Here is a 15,304-nt window from a genome sequence, read left to right as displayed (position 1 = left end):
ATAACTGTGCTTCGTCATTATTTGATCCTCCAATTTACTTCCTTAATTATACTAAATCAGAGTCTCTATTTAACTTGTACACTTTTTATTCTAGGCCCAACCCATATCATTAGCAGCCATACCAATGTTGATTTCACGATTATTTTTCGCTGAAAATAAGTACTCTAATCTATAATCCACCGTTCTTCCCTCCCACAACGGTAGTATATCATCGCCTTATTGATAGCGCTTTCACTTTTTGGTACAAAACATATTTTTTTTAAAAAGTTCGTTGTACCAAAGTCTATAAATCGTCTATAGATAGCGGATTATCCCGTCAACTCATTCTCCATATACTAGACAAATCCAGATAGAAAAACCTAAGAAAAATAAATTTATGCATTGATCAAAAATTCACATTTCCACAGTAAATAACATTATATACCGCTTAAATCATAAACATTCTCCAGTGTATTAGAACCTTTAAAGCTTCCTCTCGACCTACACATTCACTTATAGTATCTGTAAAATTGACCGCAAAAAAACGCAGCTCACCGGTTATCCCGGTCAACTACGTCCATTATTTCCGATTCCTCAAGGAAGAACTCTCTTTCCAACAAATTGTGACGACCTATTTGTAATCGCTAGCCTTAACCAAGTGAATTGGCGAATTAATGGTCTTCTTCACTTTCTTGTCAGCGTAGTGGTCGTAAGCGGCTTGTAAGGCTAAGCGCCCTTCAGCCTTTGGTTCTTGGGCAATGATCCCGTCAATGGTACCCTTCTTAACGGCGGATAAGCCGTTCGGCGTCCCGTCAACGGAAACGATCTTGATGTCTTGGTTCTTAATGGCTTTAGCCGCACCTAAGGCCATTTCATCGTTTTGGGCAAAGACCCCTTTAATGTCGTTGTGGGCTTGCAAGATATTTTGCATAACACTTAAGCCCTTCGCCCGGTCAAAGTTGGCACTTTGCTTCGTGACTAAGTCCAAGTTATCCTTGGCGATCTTGTTGAAGCCCTTACCACGTTGAACCGCAGCGTCGGCCCCCGGAGTCCCTTCAAGTTCGGCAACCTTAGCGTTCTTACCAACTAATTTTTGTAAGTATTCGCCAGCCATTTTACCCGCTAACACGTTATCAGAAGCAACGGTCGTTAAGACCTTCCCGCCGTTCGAGCCACGGTCACAGGCAATCACCGGAATGCCGGCGTTATTAGCCTTTTTGACCGAGGTGACGATGGCATCCGAGTCCACTGGGTTAACAATGATGACGTCCACTTTTTTAGTAATCAAGTCCGAAATCTGGTTGTTTTGCTTGGCACTATCGTTTTGGGCATCGAATGTTTCAACCTTGGTACCGGCCTTCTTGGCTTCGGTATCGATCCCCTTCTTCAAGTTAACGAAGAACGGGTTACTTAACGTCGATAACGATACCCCGACCTTAACGTCCTTCTTCGCTTTTTTCGTGACTTTGGAAGAATTGCTACTACTATTTCCCAACGATGCACCGCCGCAACCCGTCAACACGAGTGCACTAACGGACAAAAGCGCTAGTAACGAAACAACCTTCTTTGAAAACTTCATGAGCTACTACCCCCTGGTATTTTTTAGTTCTTAGCTTGCTTACGGTCCAACAGAACAGCGACAAGAATCACGATCCCTTTTACAATTTGTTGGAAGAAACTGGAAATCCCCAGCAAGTTCATCCCGTTATTTAAAACCCCGATAATGAGGGCACCAATTAAGGTCCCTGACATCTTACCTTTACCACCGGCAAGGGAAGTCCCCCCTAAAACAACGGCGGCAATGGCGTCCATTTCGTAACTAGTCCCGGCATCGGGTTGCGCCGAACCTAGTTGTGACGTCAAGACTAACCCAGCAATCGCCGCCAGGAAGCCGGCAATGACGTAGATCCAGATTAAAATCCGCTTAGTTTTGACCCCAGCAACGAAGGCGGCCTTCTCGTTCCCACCAATCGCAAAGGTCTTACGACCAAAGGCGGTCTTGTGCATCAGCACATAGAAAACGGCGAAGCCCAAAACCATCAGGTAGACTTGGAACGGAATCCCGAACAGGTACCCTTGGCCCAAGAATTGGAACGAAAAACTGTCGTTCATCGCCGGACCCGTAATTGGGTTCCCGTTAGTTAAGACGTAAGTTAGTCCCCGGTAGACTGACATCGTGGCTAAAGTTACGATAAACGGTGCCGCGCCACCGTAGGCAATCAGCAATCCGTTCAAGGCCCCGAAGACGGCCCCACAAGCGGCCCCAATCAAGAAAGCAACGATCGGCGAGAAACCGCTTACAATTAACTGGGCGGTAATCGCACCACTGAGGGCTAGGATTGACCCAACCGATAAATCAATCCCACCGGTTAGGATAACGAACTGCATCCCAAACGCGATCAAGGCGTTGATTGAGACTTGTTGCAGCAGGTTCATAATGTTGTTAATGCCGAGGAACGACGTATTTAAAGCGCTTACAATTATAACTAAAACAATTAACGCCAGTAACGGCCCCAGCTTGGAGACGATTTTACCGAAGTCAAAACCGCTCTTCGTTTGTGTTTCTGTTGAATTATTCATCGAGCTTACCTCCCGTTGCCAACGTCATGACTTTTTCTTGGTTTGCGTCCTGCGTGGCGATTTCACCCATCAAACGACCTTCATAAACCACGGCGATGCGGTCCGAGAACCCGAGCACTTCTTGTAAGTCACTCGAAATCATAATAATCGCGACCCCGCGATCCGTCAACTCGTTCATCAAGTCGTAAATTTCGCGTTTGGCCCCAACGTCGACCCCGCGCGTCGGTTCATCTAAAATTAAAATTTGCGAGCCACTACCGACCCATTTGGCTAAAACGACTTTTTGTTGGTTCCCACCAGACAGGTCCCCCGCCAAGTCGTTACGACTAGTCGCCTTAACGGTCAGCCGCTTAATCAACATCTCAACGAAGTCGTTGTCGGCCTTTTGGTCAACCAGACCGTGCTTCACAAAGCCGTCGATACTTGGCAAGTCAATGTTCGCCGCAATCGAGGCGTCCAAAATCAAGCCTTCGTCCTTCCGGTTTTCGGTCAGGAAACCAACCCCGTGCTTGATACTATCACTCGGGGTCTTCAAGTTAACTTCTTGACCGTTGACCTTGATGGTTCCAGAATCGTGGTGGTCAATGCCGAAGAGCGCCCGCATAATTTCGGTCCGCCCGGCACCCATCAGCCCGGAAAAGGCCAGAATTTCACCCGCTTTGACGCTAAAGGAGACGTCGTTGAAGACGCCCTGACTCGTAAAGTGGTCGACCTCCAGCCGGGTCTCACCGTATTTCGGTTCCCGGTCCGGGTAGAAGTCGCTCAGATCCCGACCAACCATATCCTTAATAATTTGGTGCACGTCCACTTCAGCCGTTGGGTAGCTCGCAACCGTTAAGCCGTCTCGCATGACGGTAATCCGGTCGGTAATTTCAAAAATTTCCTGCATCCGGTGGGAGATGTAAATCATCCCGACCCCCTGAGCTTTCAACCCACGGATAATGTCAAACAAGCTGTCGATTTCTTTTTCAGACAAAGCGGCACTCGGTTCGTCCAGGATCAAAATCTTGGTGTCGTTCATCAGCGACTTCGCAATTTCAATCATTTGCTGGGTTCCGACACTCAGCGTTCCAATCGGCACGTTCAACGGAATGTCAACGTTCAACCGTTGTAACACTTTTTTAGCCTCGGCCCGCATTTCCTTCATGTTTAACATGCCGAACTTGCCCTTGATTTCGTGATTCAGGAACATGTTCTCCAGCACGGTCATTTCACCAAAGTTGTTCATTTCTTGGTGAATAAAGCTGATCCCGCTATGTTCGGCCTGCAACGCATCGTCATACTTAACGGGTTGCCCGTCGACCAGGATCTCCCCGCCGTTGGCATCAAGCAAGCCGGTCAAAATATTCATCAACGTGGACTTCCCAGCCCCGTTTTCACCCATCAACGCGTGAACTTCACCACTATGCACGGTAAAGTTAACGTCTTTTAGGACCTCGTTTTTACCAAACGACTTGGAGATCCCCTTCATTTCAATCTTCACAGTCTAACCTCCTTACTATGACCCGGGTCAGAACGTCACGCCACTTTCCAAGATAATGTTAGAAAACGGCGTGGTTTCGCCGGTTCGAATAAAGGCGTGGGTCTGGCTTAAATCCTTCTTTAAGTCCGCGTGCGGCACGAACGTGATTTCAACGTCCGGCAACACTTCTTTAATGGCCGTCAGCTGACTCGGATTTTGCGTTTTGATTTCACTAGCCAAGTAAATATGCTGCACTTCCATCTCAGTCAGAACGTTCTTTAAAACGTCGATAAAAGTCGGTAGTCCCGACTGAACCGCTAAATCAATCTTCGGTGTATCCCGGGGCACCGGCATACCGGCGTCACCGATTGATAACCAATCGGTGTGCCCCATATCCGCGACGACCGCCGCGATTTGTGAATTGATAATTCCCGTTTTCTTCATGACTAACCCTCCGCATTTAAAATTTCATCTCTGGTTGGAATTGATGGTAACGCGCCGTACCGCTGCACCGTAATCGATGAGGCGCGTTGCGCGTACTGGGTCGCGGCTTCGATATTGCTAAAGTCGCGCTTTAATTGGGACGCGAGTGCCCCGATAAAGGTATCCCCAGCCGCCGTTGTGTCCTTGGCATTGACCTTATAGGCCGGCATAAAGCCCGTTTTGGCCGCCGTGGCAAAGAAGGCACCACGACTACCGACCGTGATAATGGTATTCGGAATCCCCATCCGCTTAAAGGCCGCCGCGTTAGCCTTCATCGAGTCAAGGTCGGTCACTTCGATGCCGGTCAACAGCGCACTTTCGGTTTCATTCGGCACGATCAAATCGGTTTGCGGCAAGAGTTCCGGCAAAATCTCATGCGCCGGCGCCGGGTTCAAAATCGTCCGGACACCAGCGGCCTTAGCCTCAGTAAATGCCGCCAAAGCCGCGGCTTGTGGTGTTTCAAACTGGGTAATCAGAAAGTCGAGGTCCGCGATACCCTTTAAGTTCAAGCTTTCTGCGGTTATACTTTGATTGGCACCGCCAAAAACCAGAATTTCATTTTGGCCGTTAGCGTCCAGTAAAATCGTCGCCGAACCGGTCGGCACCGTCGCGTCTTCGTTGATGTGACTCACGTCAACGTTATTATCCTTCATCGTCTTCAGCATCATTTGGCCAGCCTCATCGCGACCAACCTGGCCGATAAACAGCGTGTTGGCTTGCGAGCGGGCCGCGGCAATTGCCTGGTTACCACCCTTACCACCAGCAGCGTGTTTCACACCGGCCACCGCCAACGTTTCACCCGGTGCCGGCATCCGCTGAACACTTAAAGTCGTGTCCACGTTCAAACTTCCTAAAACTGCAATTTTATTAGCCACGCAATCATCTCCAATGTCGTTTCTGCTTTTGATAAGTAAAACATTTTACCAATTCTATATTATAAAGCATACACCAAAAAGTAAGCGCTTACAATACTATTTTTTATTTTTAAATTTTACGCGTACTCTCCCTAACAACCAGTTCCACCGGTAATTTAATGGTTTGTAACGGTTTTGACGGGCTTTTAATGCGCGCAATCACCATCTCAGTCGCCTGTTCGCCCAACGTTAACGTCGGTTGGTGAACCGTTGTGAGTGTCGGCCGTAAATATTGATCGATTTCAATATCATCAAAACCGACGATTGAATAGTCGTCCGGAATTTGGCGACCGCAGTCCTTTAAGCCACGGTAGAGCCCCATCGCCACTTCATCGTTGATGGCAAAAACGGCACTGACGTTGGGTAACTTAACAACCTTTGCAGCGGCAGCGCGTCCGCCCTCCTTATCCAAGCTCGTAAAGATTTGGTGAATATGGGTACCCGCAACTGATTGCAACGCCGTTTCAAAGCCTTCCCAACGCTTATGAATATTCAGTGACGCTTGTTGGGGCATCACAACGGCTAAATCCCGGTGCCCCTGTTCCAATAAGAATTCAGCAACTTGGCGTCCACCATCGCGATCGTTGACCATCAGGTGGTCGCCTTCACTCACCGAGGTGGCGCTCCGGTCCAACAAAATATACGGGATGTGATTAGCGCGTAGCGTTTGGTCAATATCGGTCGTATCCAAAATATCCGACGCAATGATCATCCCGTCGGCCGCACGCTTAATTAGTTCTTCTAAATATTGTGACGCGCGCTGACTATTATTATCGAAACCAAAAATCAACGGGACGTACCCTAATTCCATCGCCTTATTTTGAATTCCGGTAATGAACTGACTAAAAAATGGATTACCGAGGTCCGGAATCAGGACGCCAATCGTCCGCGAGCTCCGGCGAATCAAGTACTGGGCGTTGAAATCCGGCACATAATTGAGCCGCTTGCGGGCGTCGCGCACCTTTTGACGGGTCAGTGGGCTAAAGCGTTCACCCTTATTATTTAAAATCTGCGAGACGGTCGTCACGGAGACGCCAGCCGCCTGCGCAACGTCGCGAATCGTTACTTTACGTGCCATACGTAGTCACCCCAATTCTAATAGTGTGCTGATTACATTAAAGCTAGCGCATAACCCGCTGGAATTCAACTAAAACTTTTTTCAAAAACAAAACGCTATGGCGAAAAGAATTGCCATAGCGTTTTGCTTGATTTGTAAATATCGTTATTTGCTTACGTGCTAAACCCCAATTGCTTTGCTTTCTCGTTGACGCTTAATTCTTTGAATTATGGTACTGTAGCTTTTTGCATTCTCAGTAACTCGTTCAAAGTCACCGTGACTACTCGGGGCCGTTAAATGACCACCGATGCCCAAAACACTGGCGCCCATTGCAAACCAATCTTGCATATTTTCAAGGTCGACGCCCCCAGTAATCATGAGATTAGCTTGTGGAAATGGTCCGTGAATGGCCGTAACCATTCCCTGACCGACAACCGATCCTGGAAACAACTTAACCACATCCGCGCCATAGGTCAACGCCGTCTGGACATCAGTCAGCGTCATACACCCCGGCATATAGGGGACTGCGTATAAATTACACAACTTCGCAACTTCTACGTTGAACGACGGTCCCACAATAAACTGGGCTCCCGCTAAAATTGCAATCCGGGCCGTTGTTGCATCCAACACTGTTCCAGCACCAACAATGACGGCGGGCGTATTTTGATACTTTATGACTAATTCACTAATAATTTGATCTGCGTGTGGCGCCGTAAAGGTCAACTCTACCGTTTTGATACCACCGGCAATACACGCTTCTGCCGTTTTTTTTGCTTCAATCTTTGTCGTACCGCGAACAACGGCCACTAACTTACCCTCAATAATTCGCTTCAAATAGCTGAACTTTTGTAGCGTCATTTTTTCATCTTCTATCTTTTACGACGTTTATCGACTAGCACTATCTTAATCCTAGTGCACCAGCTTCTTCACACTTTCAAACAACTGGTGAACGTCTTCCGGCCGGGTCATGCCGGTCGCCTTGTCAATAATTGAGGAGTAAATGTGCGGAATAACGTGCTTAACCCCCGCATCGAGTGCAATTTGCAAGATGGTTTCGAAGTTGTCGAGGTCGATCCCACCGGTTGGTTCCAAACTAAAGTCGTTGTCGGCACAGGCCTTCGCAACGGCCCGGTATTCGTCTTCGTGGGCTAGGCCCTTCATCGGGAAGAACTTAATCGAGGTCCCACCCATGTCTTTTAACAACGCGATGGCCGTTTCAATCGGCACTTCAGCGGCTGGTGTTTGAGCGCTCAGTGGGCCGGTCGCAACGTTGACTAGGCCAACTTTACCGGTCGGTGAAACCAAGCCGTTGACCACCGTATCACTTTGGCCGAGCAACGCCCGACTCGTTCCCACGCCGGTGAAGACTTGGTTCACGTGTTGCGGTTGGATAACCTTGGAGACCCGGCTAACCATTTGACTTTGGTTCGGGTCACCGGCGCCTAGACCAACCGACACCGCGTTGTCGATTTGAGATTGGTACTTCAGCATGTCTTCAATCGCTAACTGATCGTTGGCGTAGTTCTTCGTCAGTACGCCTAAAATAATGTGCTGGCTAGCCGCTTCGTAACAATCAACGGCATTTTGGACGGATCCCGCTAACACGTTTAAGGCGACCCGGTCTTTGTAATAGTTTGGTGTTTTTTGCATGGTATGAACTCCCTTTCTAGCCTAAAATTTCATGTAGCCGATTGACAATGGCGGTCATTTCTTCCGCGTTAACCGCCCGAATATCGAACTCGATAATCCCTTCGTTTGCACGGTACTCACGGGTGTAAATTGCCGGGTTACCGGCTTTCAGTTCAGCGGTCACAGCCTTAGCGTCCTTCGGTGAATCCGGTTGAATCGACACACAGGCACGGTAAATATCGCGACCAGCGCCGTCCTGAATCTGCTTAGCGTCAACGTACGGTACCGCGTTGAGGCCGTCGATAAACGGCACGAGGCGTCGCTTCATGCTCTCACCGTTTTCGGGACCCTTTTCTAAGTAATCCTCGATGGCCTTGGTCAGCCCCATAATGTTTTCCTTACCGATCTTCATGGCACGACCCAAACCGGCGGACTGCATCCGAATCCAGTCAATGTACGGCTGCTTACCGAAAACTAACCCGGAGGCCGGCCCCGCTAAGGCTTTCGCCCCGGAGAAGATAATGATGTCGACACCCATCTTGATATACTTCTGCATATCTTCTTCGGCGGCAGCGTCTAAAATCAACGGTAACTGGTGTTCGTGAGCGACTTTTAACGCCGCTTCAACGGACAACATACTCTTTTGAACCGCGTGGTGACTCTTGACGTAAAGAATCCCGACCGTGGCGTCCGTAATCATCATCTCGAGGTGCTCCGGTTTACACATATTGGCGTAACCGGCTTCGACGACCTGACCGCCACCCACGTTGACCATCACTTCTTCGGGTGTGCCGTAATCGACATTTTGACCTTTAGGTAAAATAATTTCGCGCTTTGCATAGCGCGGGTCGTACGGGTGGTAAACGTGGTGTAAGCTGCCGCGACCAATCAACGCCGCAACCGCTTCCGCGATTCCTGACGAGGCGGAGTTGACGATAATGGCATCTTCCGCACCGAGTAACTTAGCTAAGTGCTGGCCGGTCTTTTTCACCAAATCGGCCATTTCAAAGAAGTGTTCGTCACCAAACTTTTGCGCGTCAATCACCGGTTGGTCTAGTTGGGACACGCCGAGGATCGTCATCTTCCCACTGGCATTGATGACCTGCTTTAAATCGTACTTACCGTAAACGTCCATGCTAGTTTTCCTCCACTTCGTAAACTTCGCCGCCAACAATCGCGTAGGCCGGTTGAATAACCAAGTTGATGGTGCGCTGGTTGCCGTTCGAATCGGTTAACGTCTTAGTGGCAGCCGTCACGCCAAAGACGGTTAAATCACCATCTTTGCCCACTTCCAAGCGGCCCTTATGCGTTAATCCAAACGTGTCCGCCGGCGCCGCCGTGATCATTTCGATCACCGTTGGCAAGTCATACCCTAACAACCGCAGCTTATCCACGGTCGTGGCCATGTCGTAGACCGGCCCGTTTTCGCGGTTACGGTGATAAATATCGGTACTGATCGACTTGGGTTTCAAGCCGGCGGCAAAGGCCTTTTCCGCCGTTTCAAAGTTAAAGCTATCGGTCCCGTGACCCACGTCAAAGATCACGCCGCGGTCGTAAGCATCGTGAACAAAATCTTCCACCTGACCATCCGGTGTCAGGATACCGTTGGGCTTACCGTTGTAAGCGTGGGTTAACACGTCGCCGTTAGTCATCAACGCTAAAATAGCTTGCAATTCGGGCGGGTTGGCCCCAATGTGCACCATAATCGGTAACCGCTTAGCTAGTTTTGCCTGATAAGCCTTCGCTTCAATCAACGGTTTGACGTCGTTATCGACCACGACCGAGTGGCTTTCGCGAGCCTTGATTCCGATGATAAAGTCGGGATACTGGTCAATCGCCGCTTTAAACGGTGCCCACTGCACCCGCCGCATGTCGCCAAGCTCGTCCTGCGCTAATATCCCGGTTTTCGAGATGTTAATTAACGCGTAAACGTTGGTCTTCTTATCGCGGGTAATGTCGTAAAAATCACCGATATTATCGGCGCCGGTCGAACCAGCGTCAATTACCGTCGTCACCCCGGTCTTAACCCCGTCTTCATCGGGGTCGTCGTAGTATAACGACAACTTTTCGTAACAGTGCGTATGGTCATCGATCCAGCCGGCTGAGACGTACTGACCAGCTAGGTCCAGTTCGCGTTTAGCCTCCACACAGTGCAGTTGGTTGGCGACCGCGGTAATTTTGCCCGCCGTAATCGTCAGTTCTAGCGGTTCGCCCGTTACGGCGCGGCCGTTTTTAACGTATAAATCTACCATTTTTAAACGACTCCTTTATAGTTTGACCGGGAAGAAGAATCCTAACACCATCGCACCAATGATGGCACCCCCGGCAATTGGCTTTTTCCAAGCATAGAACGCGGCGGCCCCGGCCGTAGCGCCCAAACCAATTGGAATTGAGGCGGTGACCGCGCTCAAAATAATCAACGGACCCAGGAAGCGGCCGGTATCGTTACCGGCACCCATCATGACGTCGGCGCCGAACGTGGCCTTCGATTGACCAATCGTAAAGTGCCGGACCGTATAAATGATGCCCCCGATGATCACCCCGATGATTAAGCCGGTCAGTAAAGCTAACGGAAAGTTCTTTACCGGTGCCGTGATATCCATACTGAGTAAAATCGCGGGAATCCCAATCCCGACCCCGGTTAGAATCGACCCACCTAAATCTAAGATGCCGACTAACGAGCCTTCGAGGATCCGGGCAAACAGGAAACTGGCCCCGAACGCGGCCGCGGCCCCGTAAGAACCGCCGGTCATCCCGGCTTTTAACATCGCCACAATGGCCACTTCGTTAAAGGCCCCGACGCCGTAGTTATAATACATGGACGTCCCGGCAAACACCCCGGCGGACATCAGACCGACAATAATTGGGAAGGCCCAGTCGGCGTACCAAAAGCTCTTTGCATTTTCTAAATCTTTCAAATCATGTTCCATGAGCGTACCCCCTCAATTAACCACCGATCGCGGTGTGTAGTCCTTTCAACCATTGCGGCGCGTTAACACCGAATTCCTTCAACATTTGAATATCGAAACCACGGAAGAACCCGCTTAACACGAATAGCAGGATCACCGCTGCCAACATAATCTTCGTAATCCGGGTCCAACCAATTTCTTCGACCCCTTTACCAATTAAAATCCCCAGAACCACCCCGGGAACCGCGTTACCCATGATCAGGGCGGCCAAACCACCGAATACCGTCCCGAATAACCCGGAACGCCGCCCCGCGTCGATCGCGGCTAACCAGAAGATGATCGGCATCACGGTGTTAATCAGGATCGTTGCAGCCGGCACTAACACCTTGACCGCCGTAACTTGGAGCGATTCCGGAATTGACGAGGACGTCACGTTCAGAAACGACACCACGACGATCCCGATAGCGGCACTGGCAATCCCCATTTTCTTAGGGTTATGCATCGTTTCAGCCAGGTTTTTGTTCTTCATCAACAAGCCGGCCGCCGCCCAGTTCGGAATCACCCGGTGCGTAACGTCCTGCGTGAACGCCCCGGCACCAACCGTTGACGCCCAGGCGTTGAAGAAGAACCCGAGTCCGAATGAGAAGTGCGACGCCGGGTCGCCCTGAGCCGCGTTCATTTCACCTAAAGTTCGGAAGGCCCCGAGTGCTTGGACGGTCGGCGCGTTGAACATGCGGGCCGCCCCGACCCCGGCCGCAAAGCCGACCAGACCACCGATAATGATCGATTCAATTAAAATAACTGCAATGTGCACGTTACTTGCCCCCTTTCAGTAGGCTAAACGATTCAAATTCACCAGCGGTACTGGCCACTTCCGTGAACGGCACCGTTGCGAGATCGATGGTGTTAACGGCCACCTCAACGTCGATCGTGACGTTAAAGTGGCGCCGAATCCGCGGGAAGAAAAGGAATAGGAACCGTTCCTTATAAGCCGATTCTTCTAACCGTACTGGGGTTACTTTGACCGGTGTAATCTGGAGGGTCACGTAATCTTCGTTTTGTACGACCTGCTTCTGAATTTGACTTAACGCACTGGCGAAAGCCTTCTGCTTGGTCTCGCCCTTACCGGTGACGCGCACCGTCTGATGGTTAACTTGATTAATACTGTCCATGGCATGGCGCCCCTTTCGCTGTGACGAGCCTACTTGTTATATTTCTTTGCGAAGGTTTCCGTTAATTTTTGCCCCAGTTCTTCTTTATCCATGAAGCCGAACCCGAGCACCGTCTTCCCCTCTTCAATGGCGGTAATCCCCTCTTGAATCGAGCGCATGCCGTGACGTTCCGGGTAACCGTACTTCGTGCTGGCAGTCAAAGCACCGGCACCACCACTACCACAAAATGAAATCCCCATATCGGCATTTTCCTGGTGCATCACGTCGCCGAGTCGCATGTCGGCGCCCATCCCTGGTACTACGATGGCTTCGCCGCCAGCAGCTTCAACCCCGGCCGCCACTTTCTGTCCCTTACCCATCCGGTCCGCAATAACAACTTTAATCATAGTAATATCCTCCTATTGGTTTTAATTATTTTTAGCAGTTTCAAAATGAATCGAAGCAACGTACTTTTCCGATTCCGCCAAGTTACCCAAGTGATCGACCAGCTTGCCAGCAATTGCTAAGGCTTGCGGTGACACCCCGTCAAACATGGCGGGATCCACGTCCGCCAGGCGATCACCACTAATTGAGCGGTCAACCATTTCACTTAAATGGTTGGTTAAAATAACGGTTTGTAATTCCGTCGGGTGAATGTCAGCGGCCGTCATCAACTTAAACGTGTAGATCAGTGCCGCTTCGGTCTCCTGCGGGTGTTTCGCTTTGGCTAGCATCGTCTGCACGTCGCCGGTCATCCAAGGTTCTTTCATCATGATCATCATCCTTATCTGTCATTTCATTCATGCGCGTGTACTGAAGAATGGCACTAATTTCAGCCGCGTTGATCGTCAACTGGTTCCGGTGAAAAATTTGTTTAATGGCCCGCACGTCAGCCGCCGCTTCGTTGGCCTCAGCCAGGCTGACCCGCTGGGCGTCATAACTGTGGTGAAAATAAATGCGGTGGACCGCCATCATGACGTGAATCATGAAAGCTTCCCGGTAAGTGGCACTGATTCGTTCACCCAAATACGTTTTTAAATCGTAATAAATCACACTGCCGTTCAACAATAACGTGTGGGTAATCTCCTCGACGTTGTCGTCGTGGTGGTGTTGCAGCGGGACTTGGGTCAATTGTTCGGGGGAGACGTCCAGCCGGTCGGCCACCGCCGCCTTAATCTGCTTAATATCAGCCGGGCTCGGTAAGGGATTAACCTGAATCACCGGAATCGTGCTGTCGGTAATTGGAAAAATACTGACGATTAGGTCCGGTCGTAACTGCTTAACCTTTTCGCCAACGTTGGTAATCGACGCAAAGCCCGCAATTTCAACGTTGGTGATGTTGCGCTCAATTTCCTTTTTGATCAGACTAGTTACACCCAACCCGGTCGAGCAAACGTAAATGATGCGCGCGTTGCGGGTAACGTGCTTACTTTCTAACGATACTAAGAAGTGCAGGGTGACAAAGGCAACGAACGACTCGTTAATAACCGCCGGGTTCGCCGACACGGCCGTTTTAAGCGCTTTTTCGACCGCCGTAAATAACGACTGGTTGCGGCGCTTTAAGTCGCTCACAAAGGGGTTGAACTCATTGGTGAACTTATACTTGTTACTCAACTTGGTCAGCAAGTGTGAAAACAAATTGACCTGGAGTTGACTATCATTGAAAAACGGTTGGCCGGTTTCCCGGCTAACGGCCTCAATAATCAGGTGCGTCAGGTGGGCAATGTTTTGATCATCCAGCCGCGGGTTAACGCCACGCAATAAGTAATCGTATTCATCTTTCAGCAGCGTAAACTCGTAATGCTGAACCACTCGTAAGAATAACTGGTACGGGAGCGTCGCCTGGTCGGCCGGGCTGGCACTCAACGGCTGGTAACTATTGATCGGGTGATTCATACTCAGACGAACCGCGCAAACCGTCATGCGGGTCACCATCGTCATCACGTCGTCAAAGTTAAAGTCCCCGTACGTCTGGTATTGGCATAACTCGAGTTCGTCCAGCACCTTGTTGAGGACCGTTTTAACTTCCGGAACCGCCGTAAACCGGACGTTGCGAACGTCCGCAATTGGATTAGCAACCGTGAGCGCCGGCGCTTGAATCACACTAAACATGCGGTTAAACAGGGCTTCCAGTGCCGAACGGACGTTAAGTTCCGACCCGCGGATTCGGTAACCGTAATAGTTCTTACGTTCCAGTTGCAGTTGGAACCGTTGGAGCTGCGTTTCGACCTTATCCAGATCCGCAATCACCGTGTTCTTACTAATACCAACCTTGTTTTCAATTTGCTGAGTCGTAATGAAGCCGTCACTAACGGCCAGCAATAAGATAATCTGCTCGACCCGCTCAGTCGGTGTGCAAACGTGTTGCTGATCACCAGTGGTGAAAATCTGGGCTTTCAAGCGTTGCCGATCACCCGGGCTAACCGCTAACCATATCCCAATTCGGGGCTTCGAACGGTAAAAATCACCGAAAGTTGCCAGCCATTCCTGAATGACTTTCAAGTCGTTTTTCACGGTACGAATACTGACGGTTAGTTCAGTAGCGAGTTGCTTGGTCGTAATCGCCGCTTCCTGCGTGAGTAACGTTGTCACAAGTTGAATTTGACGGTTAGATAATTGCACGATTGTCCCTCCCGTAACGTAGATATTGCAACCCCTTACAATGCCTATGATAAGGGATTTTAGTTGAATAACAATACCAATTTAGTGCACGATAAATGGTGCATAATATTGGTATATACCGATATTTATAATACTAGTATAAAGCATGGTAAGTTACGTTATCAAATATTCACTCACATAAATAATTTTCTAAATATTATGAAAATAATTGTAATAAGTTAAATCAAGGTAATATTTATGAAAACTAATAATTATAGTTTTCATTTTTAAACGTAAAAAAGGCCGGACAGGTTGTCCGACCTTGCGTGGGTTCCTACTGATCCGTAGGCAACGCTATTTTCAAGAAAAGCTTGGCGTTCCACCGAACTTTTCTGAATTTTGCGTATAAAAAAAGAACCAACCGAAGTTGATTCCGAATTGCATGGCAACGTCCTACCCTCGCAGGGAGCGATCCCCCAACTACTCTCGGCGCTAAGAAGCTTAACTTCTGTGTTCGACATGGGAACAGGTGTATCCTT

The 15,304-nt window shown here is 49.5% G+C and carries 16 protein-coding genes and 1 rRNA gene; all 17 read right to left on the bottom strand.

Annotated elements, in window-relative coordinates; translation table 11 throughout:
- Positions 1-610: 610 nt before the first annotated feature.
- On the bottom strand, positions 611-1,558 hold the full coding sequence (locus FFM82_RS12640) for a substrate-binding domain-containing protein (protein WP_137646157.1): 948 nt from the start codon (positions 1,556-1,558) through the stop codon (positions 611-613).
- A gap of 23 nt (positions 1,559-1,581) precedes the next feature.
- The gene (locus FFM82_RS12635; protein ID WP_137646156.1) at positions 1,582-2,559 is read right to left on the bottom strand and encodes an ABC transporter permease; all 978 of its coding nucleotides are present in this window, start codon (positions 2,557-2,559) and stop codon (positions 1,582-1,584) included.
- Complete coding sequence (locus tag FFM82_RS12630) at positions 2,552-4,042, bottom strand: sugar ABC transporter ATP-binding protein (protein ID WP_137646155.1); 1,491 nt, start codon at positions 4,040-4,042, stop codon at positions 2,552-2,554. The genes FFM82_RS12635 and FFM82_RS12630 overlap by 8 nt, the downstream gene beginning before the upstream one ends.
- A 27-nt stretch (positions 4,043-4,069) precedes the next feature.
- Positions 4,070-4,465: a D-ribose pyranase gene (rbsD, locus tag FFM82_RS12625; RefSeq protein ID WP_137646154.1), complete on the bottom strand. Its 396-nt coding sequence runs from the start codon at positions 4,463-4,465 to the stop codon at positions 4,070-4,072.
- 2 nt (positions 4,466-4,467) lie between these two features.
- On the bottom strand, positions 4,468-5,379 hold the full coding sequence (rbsK, locus tag FFM82_RS12620; RefSeq protein ID WP_137646153.1) for a ribokinase: 912 nt from the start codon (positions 5,377-5,379) through the stop codon (positions 4,468-4,470).
- A 109-nt stretch (positions 5,380-5,488) separates the two neighbouring features.
- A complete protein-coding gene (gene rbsR, locus FFM82_RS12615; protein ID WP_137646152.1) occupies positions 5,489-6,496 on the bottom strand; it encodes a ribose utilization transcriptional repressor RbsR in 1,008 nt (335 codons plus the stop codon).
- A 159-nt stretch (positions 6,497-6,655) separates the two neighbouring features.
- A complete protein-coding gene (locus FFM82_RS12610; protein ID WP_137646151.1) occupies positions 6,656-7,333 on the bottom strand; it encodes a bifunctional 2-keto-4-hydroxyglutarate aldolase/2-keto-3-deoxy-6-phosphogluconate aldolase in 678 nt (225 codons plus the stop codon).
- Positions 7,334-7,384: 51 nt separating this feature from the next.
- Positions 7,385-8,125 (bottom strand): 2-dehydro-3-deoxy-phosphogluconate aldolase, encoded by a 741-nt coding sequence (gene dagF / locus FFM82_RS12605; RefSeq protein ID WP_137646150.1) that lies wholly within the window; start codon positions 8,123-8,125, stop codon positions 7,385-7,387.
- A 16-nt stretch (positions 8,126-8,141) separates the two neighbouring features.
- Positions 8,142-9,239 (bottom strand): DgaE family pyridoxal phosphate-dependent ammonia lyase, encoded by a 1,098-nt coding sequence (locus tag FFM82_RS12600; RefSeq protein ID WP_137646149.1) that lies wholly within the window; start codon positions 9,237-9,239, stop codon positions 8,142-8,144.
- 1 nt (position 9,240) lies between these two features.
- Entirely contained in the window at positions 9,241-10,356 is a 1,116-nt protein-coding gene (locus FFM82_RS12595) for an amidohydrolase/deacetylase family metallohydrolase (protein WP_137646148.1), read from the bottom strand.
- Positions 10,357-10,371: 15 nt separating this feature from the next.
- Entirely contained in the window at positions 10,372-11,034 is a 663-nt protein-coding gene (locus FFM82_RS12590; RefSeq protein ID WP_137646147.1) for a DUF4310 family protein, read from the bottom strand.
- Between the two features lie 16 nt (positions 11,035-11,050).
- Positions 11,051-11,827 (bottom strand): DUF4311 domain-containing protein, encoded by a 777-nt coding sequence (locus FFM82_RS12585; protein ID WP_137646146.1) that lies wholly within the window; start codon positions 11,825-11,827, stop codon positions 11,051-11,053.
- Position 11,828: 1 nt separating this feature from the next.
- Positions 11,829-12,185 (bottom strand): DUF4312 family protein, encoded by a 357-nt coding sequence (locus FFM82_RS12580; RefSeq protein ID WP_137646145.1) that lies wholly within the window; start codon positions 12,183-12,185, stop codon positions 11,829-11,831.
- Between the two features lie 29 nt (positions 12,186-12,214).
- The gene (locus tag FFM82_RS12575) at positions 12,215-12,571 is read right to left on the bottom strand and encodes a glycine-rich SFCGS family protein (RefSeq protein WP_137646144.1); all 357 of its coding nucleotides are present in this window, start codon (positions 12,569-12,571) and stop codon (positions 12,215-12,217) included.
- Between the two features lie 21 nt (positions 12,572-12,592).
- Positions 12,593-12,934, bottom strand: coding sequence for a transcriptional regulator (locus FFM82_RS12570; RefSeq protein ID WP_137646143.1), 342 nt, complete (start codon positions 12,932-12,934; stop codon positions 12,593-12,595).
- A complete protein-coding gene (locus FFM82_RS12565; protein WP_137646142.1) occupies positions 12,840-14,786 on the bottom strand; it encodes a BglG family transcription antiterminator in 1,947 nt (648 codons plus the stop codon). Before FFM82_RS12565 ends, FFM82_RS12570 begins: the two co-directional genes overlap by 95 nt.
- 419 nt (positions 14,787-15,205) lie before the next feature.
- Positions 15,206-15,304, bottom strand: a 5S ribosomal RNA gene (gene rrf / locus FFM82_RS12560); the annotation flags it as partial.

Origin of the sequence: Lactiplantibacillus plajomi, assembly GCF_005405405.1 — a bacterium.
In the GTDB taxonomy this organism is placed as follows: domain Bacteria; phylum Bacillota; class Bacilli; order Lactobacillales; family Lactobacillaceae; genus Lactiplantibacillus; species Lactiplantibacillus plajomi.
Note: the sequence above shows the minus strand (reverse complement) of the source record. Positions and strands in the feature narration are given on the sequence as shown.

Excerpts from the sequence above, each read along its gene's own strand:
- FFM82_RS12640 (WP_137646157.1), bottom strand. The coding sequence starts at position 1,558 with ATGAAGTTTTCAAAGAAGGTTGTTTCGTTACTAGCGCTTTTGTCCGTT.
- FFM82_RS12635 (WP_137646156.1), bottom strand. The coding sequence starts at position 2,559 with ATGAATAATTCAACAGAAACACAAACGAAGAGCGGTTTTGACTTCGGT.
- rbsD (WP_137646154.1), bottom strand. The coding sequence starts at position 4,465 with ATGAAGAAAACGGGAATTATCAATTCACAAATCGCGGCGGTCGTCGCG.
- rbsR (WP_137646152.1), bottom strand. The coding sequence starts at position 6,496 with ATGGCACGTAAAGTAACGATTCGCGACGTTGCGCAGGCGGCTGGCGTC.
- FFM82_RS12610 (WP_137646151.1), bottom strand. The coding sequence starts at position 7,333 with ATGACGCTACAAAAGTTCAGCTATTTGAAGCGAATTATTGAGGGTAAG.
- dagF (WP_137646150.1), bottom strand. The coding sequence starts at position 8,125 with ATGCAAAAAACACCAAACTATTACAAAGACCGGGTCGCCTTAAACGTG.
- FFM82_RS12600 (WP_137646149.1), bottom strand. The coding sequence starts at position 9,239 with ATGGACGTTTACGGTAAGTACGATTTAAAGCAGGTCATCAATGCCAGT.
- FFM82_RS12595 (WP_137646148.1), bottom strand. The coding sequence starts at position 10,356 with ATGGTAGATTTATACGTTAAAAACGGCCGCGCCGTAACGGGCGAACCG.
- FFM82_RS12590 (WP_137646147.1), bottom strand. The coding sequence starts at position 11,034 with ATGGAACATGATTTGAAAGATTTAGAAAATGCAAAGAGCTTTTGGTAC.
- FFM82_RS12580 (WP_137646145.1), bottom strand. The coding sequence starts at position 12,185 with ATGGACAGTATTAATCAAGTTAACCATCAGACGGTGCGCGTCACCGGT.
- FFM82_RS12575 (WP_137646144.1), bottom strand. The coding sequence starts at position 12,571 with ATGATTAAAGTTGTTATTGCGGACCGGATGGGTAAGGGACAGAAAGTG.
- FFM82_RS12570 (WP_137646143.1), bottom strand. The coding sequence starts at position 12,934 with ATGAAAGAACCTTGGATGACCGGCGACGTGCAGACGATGCTAGCCAAA.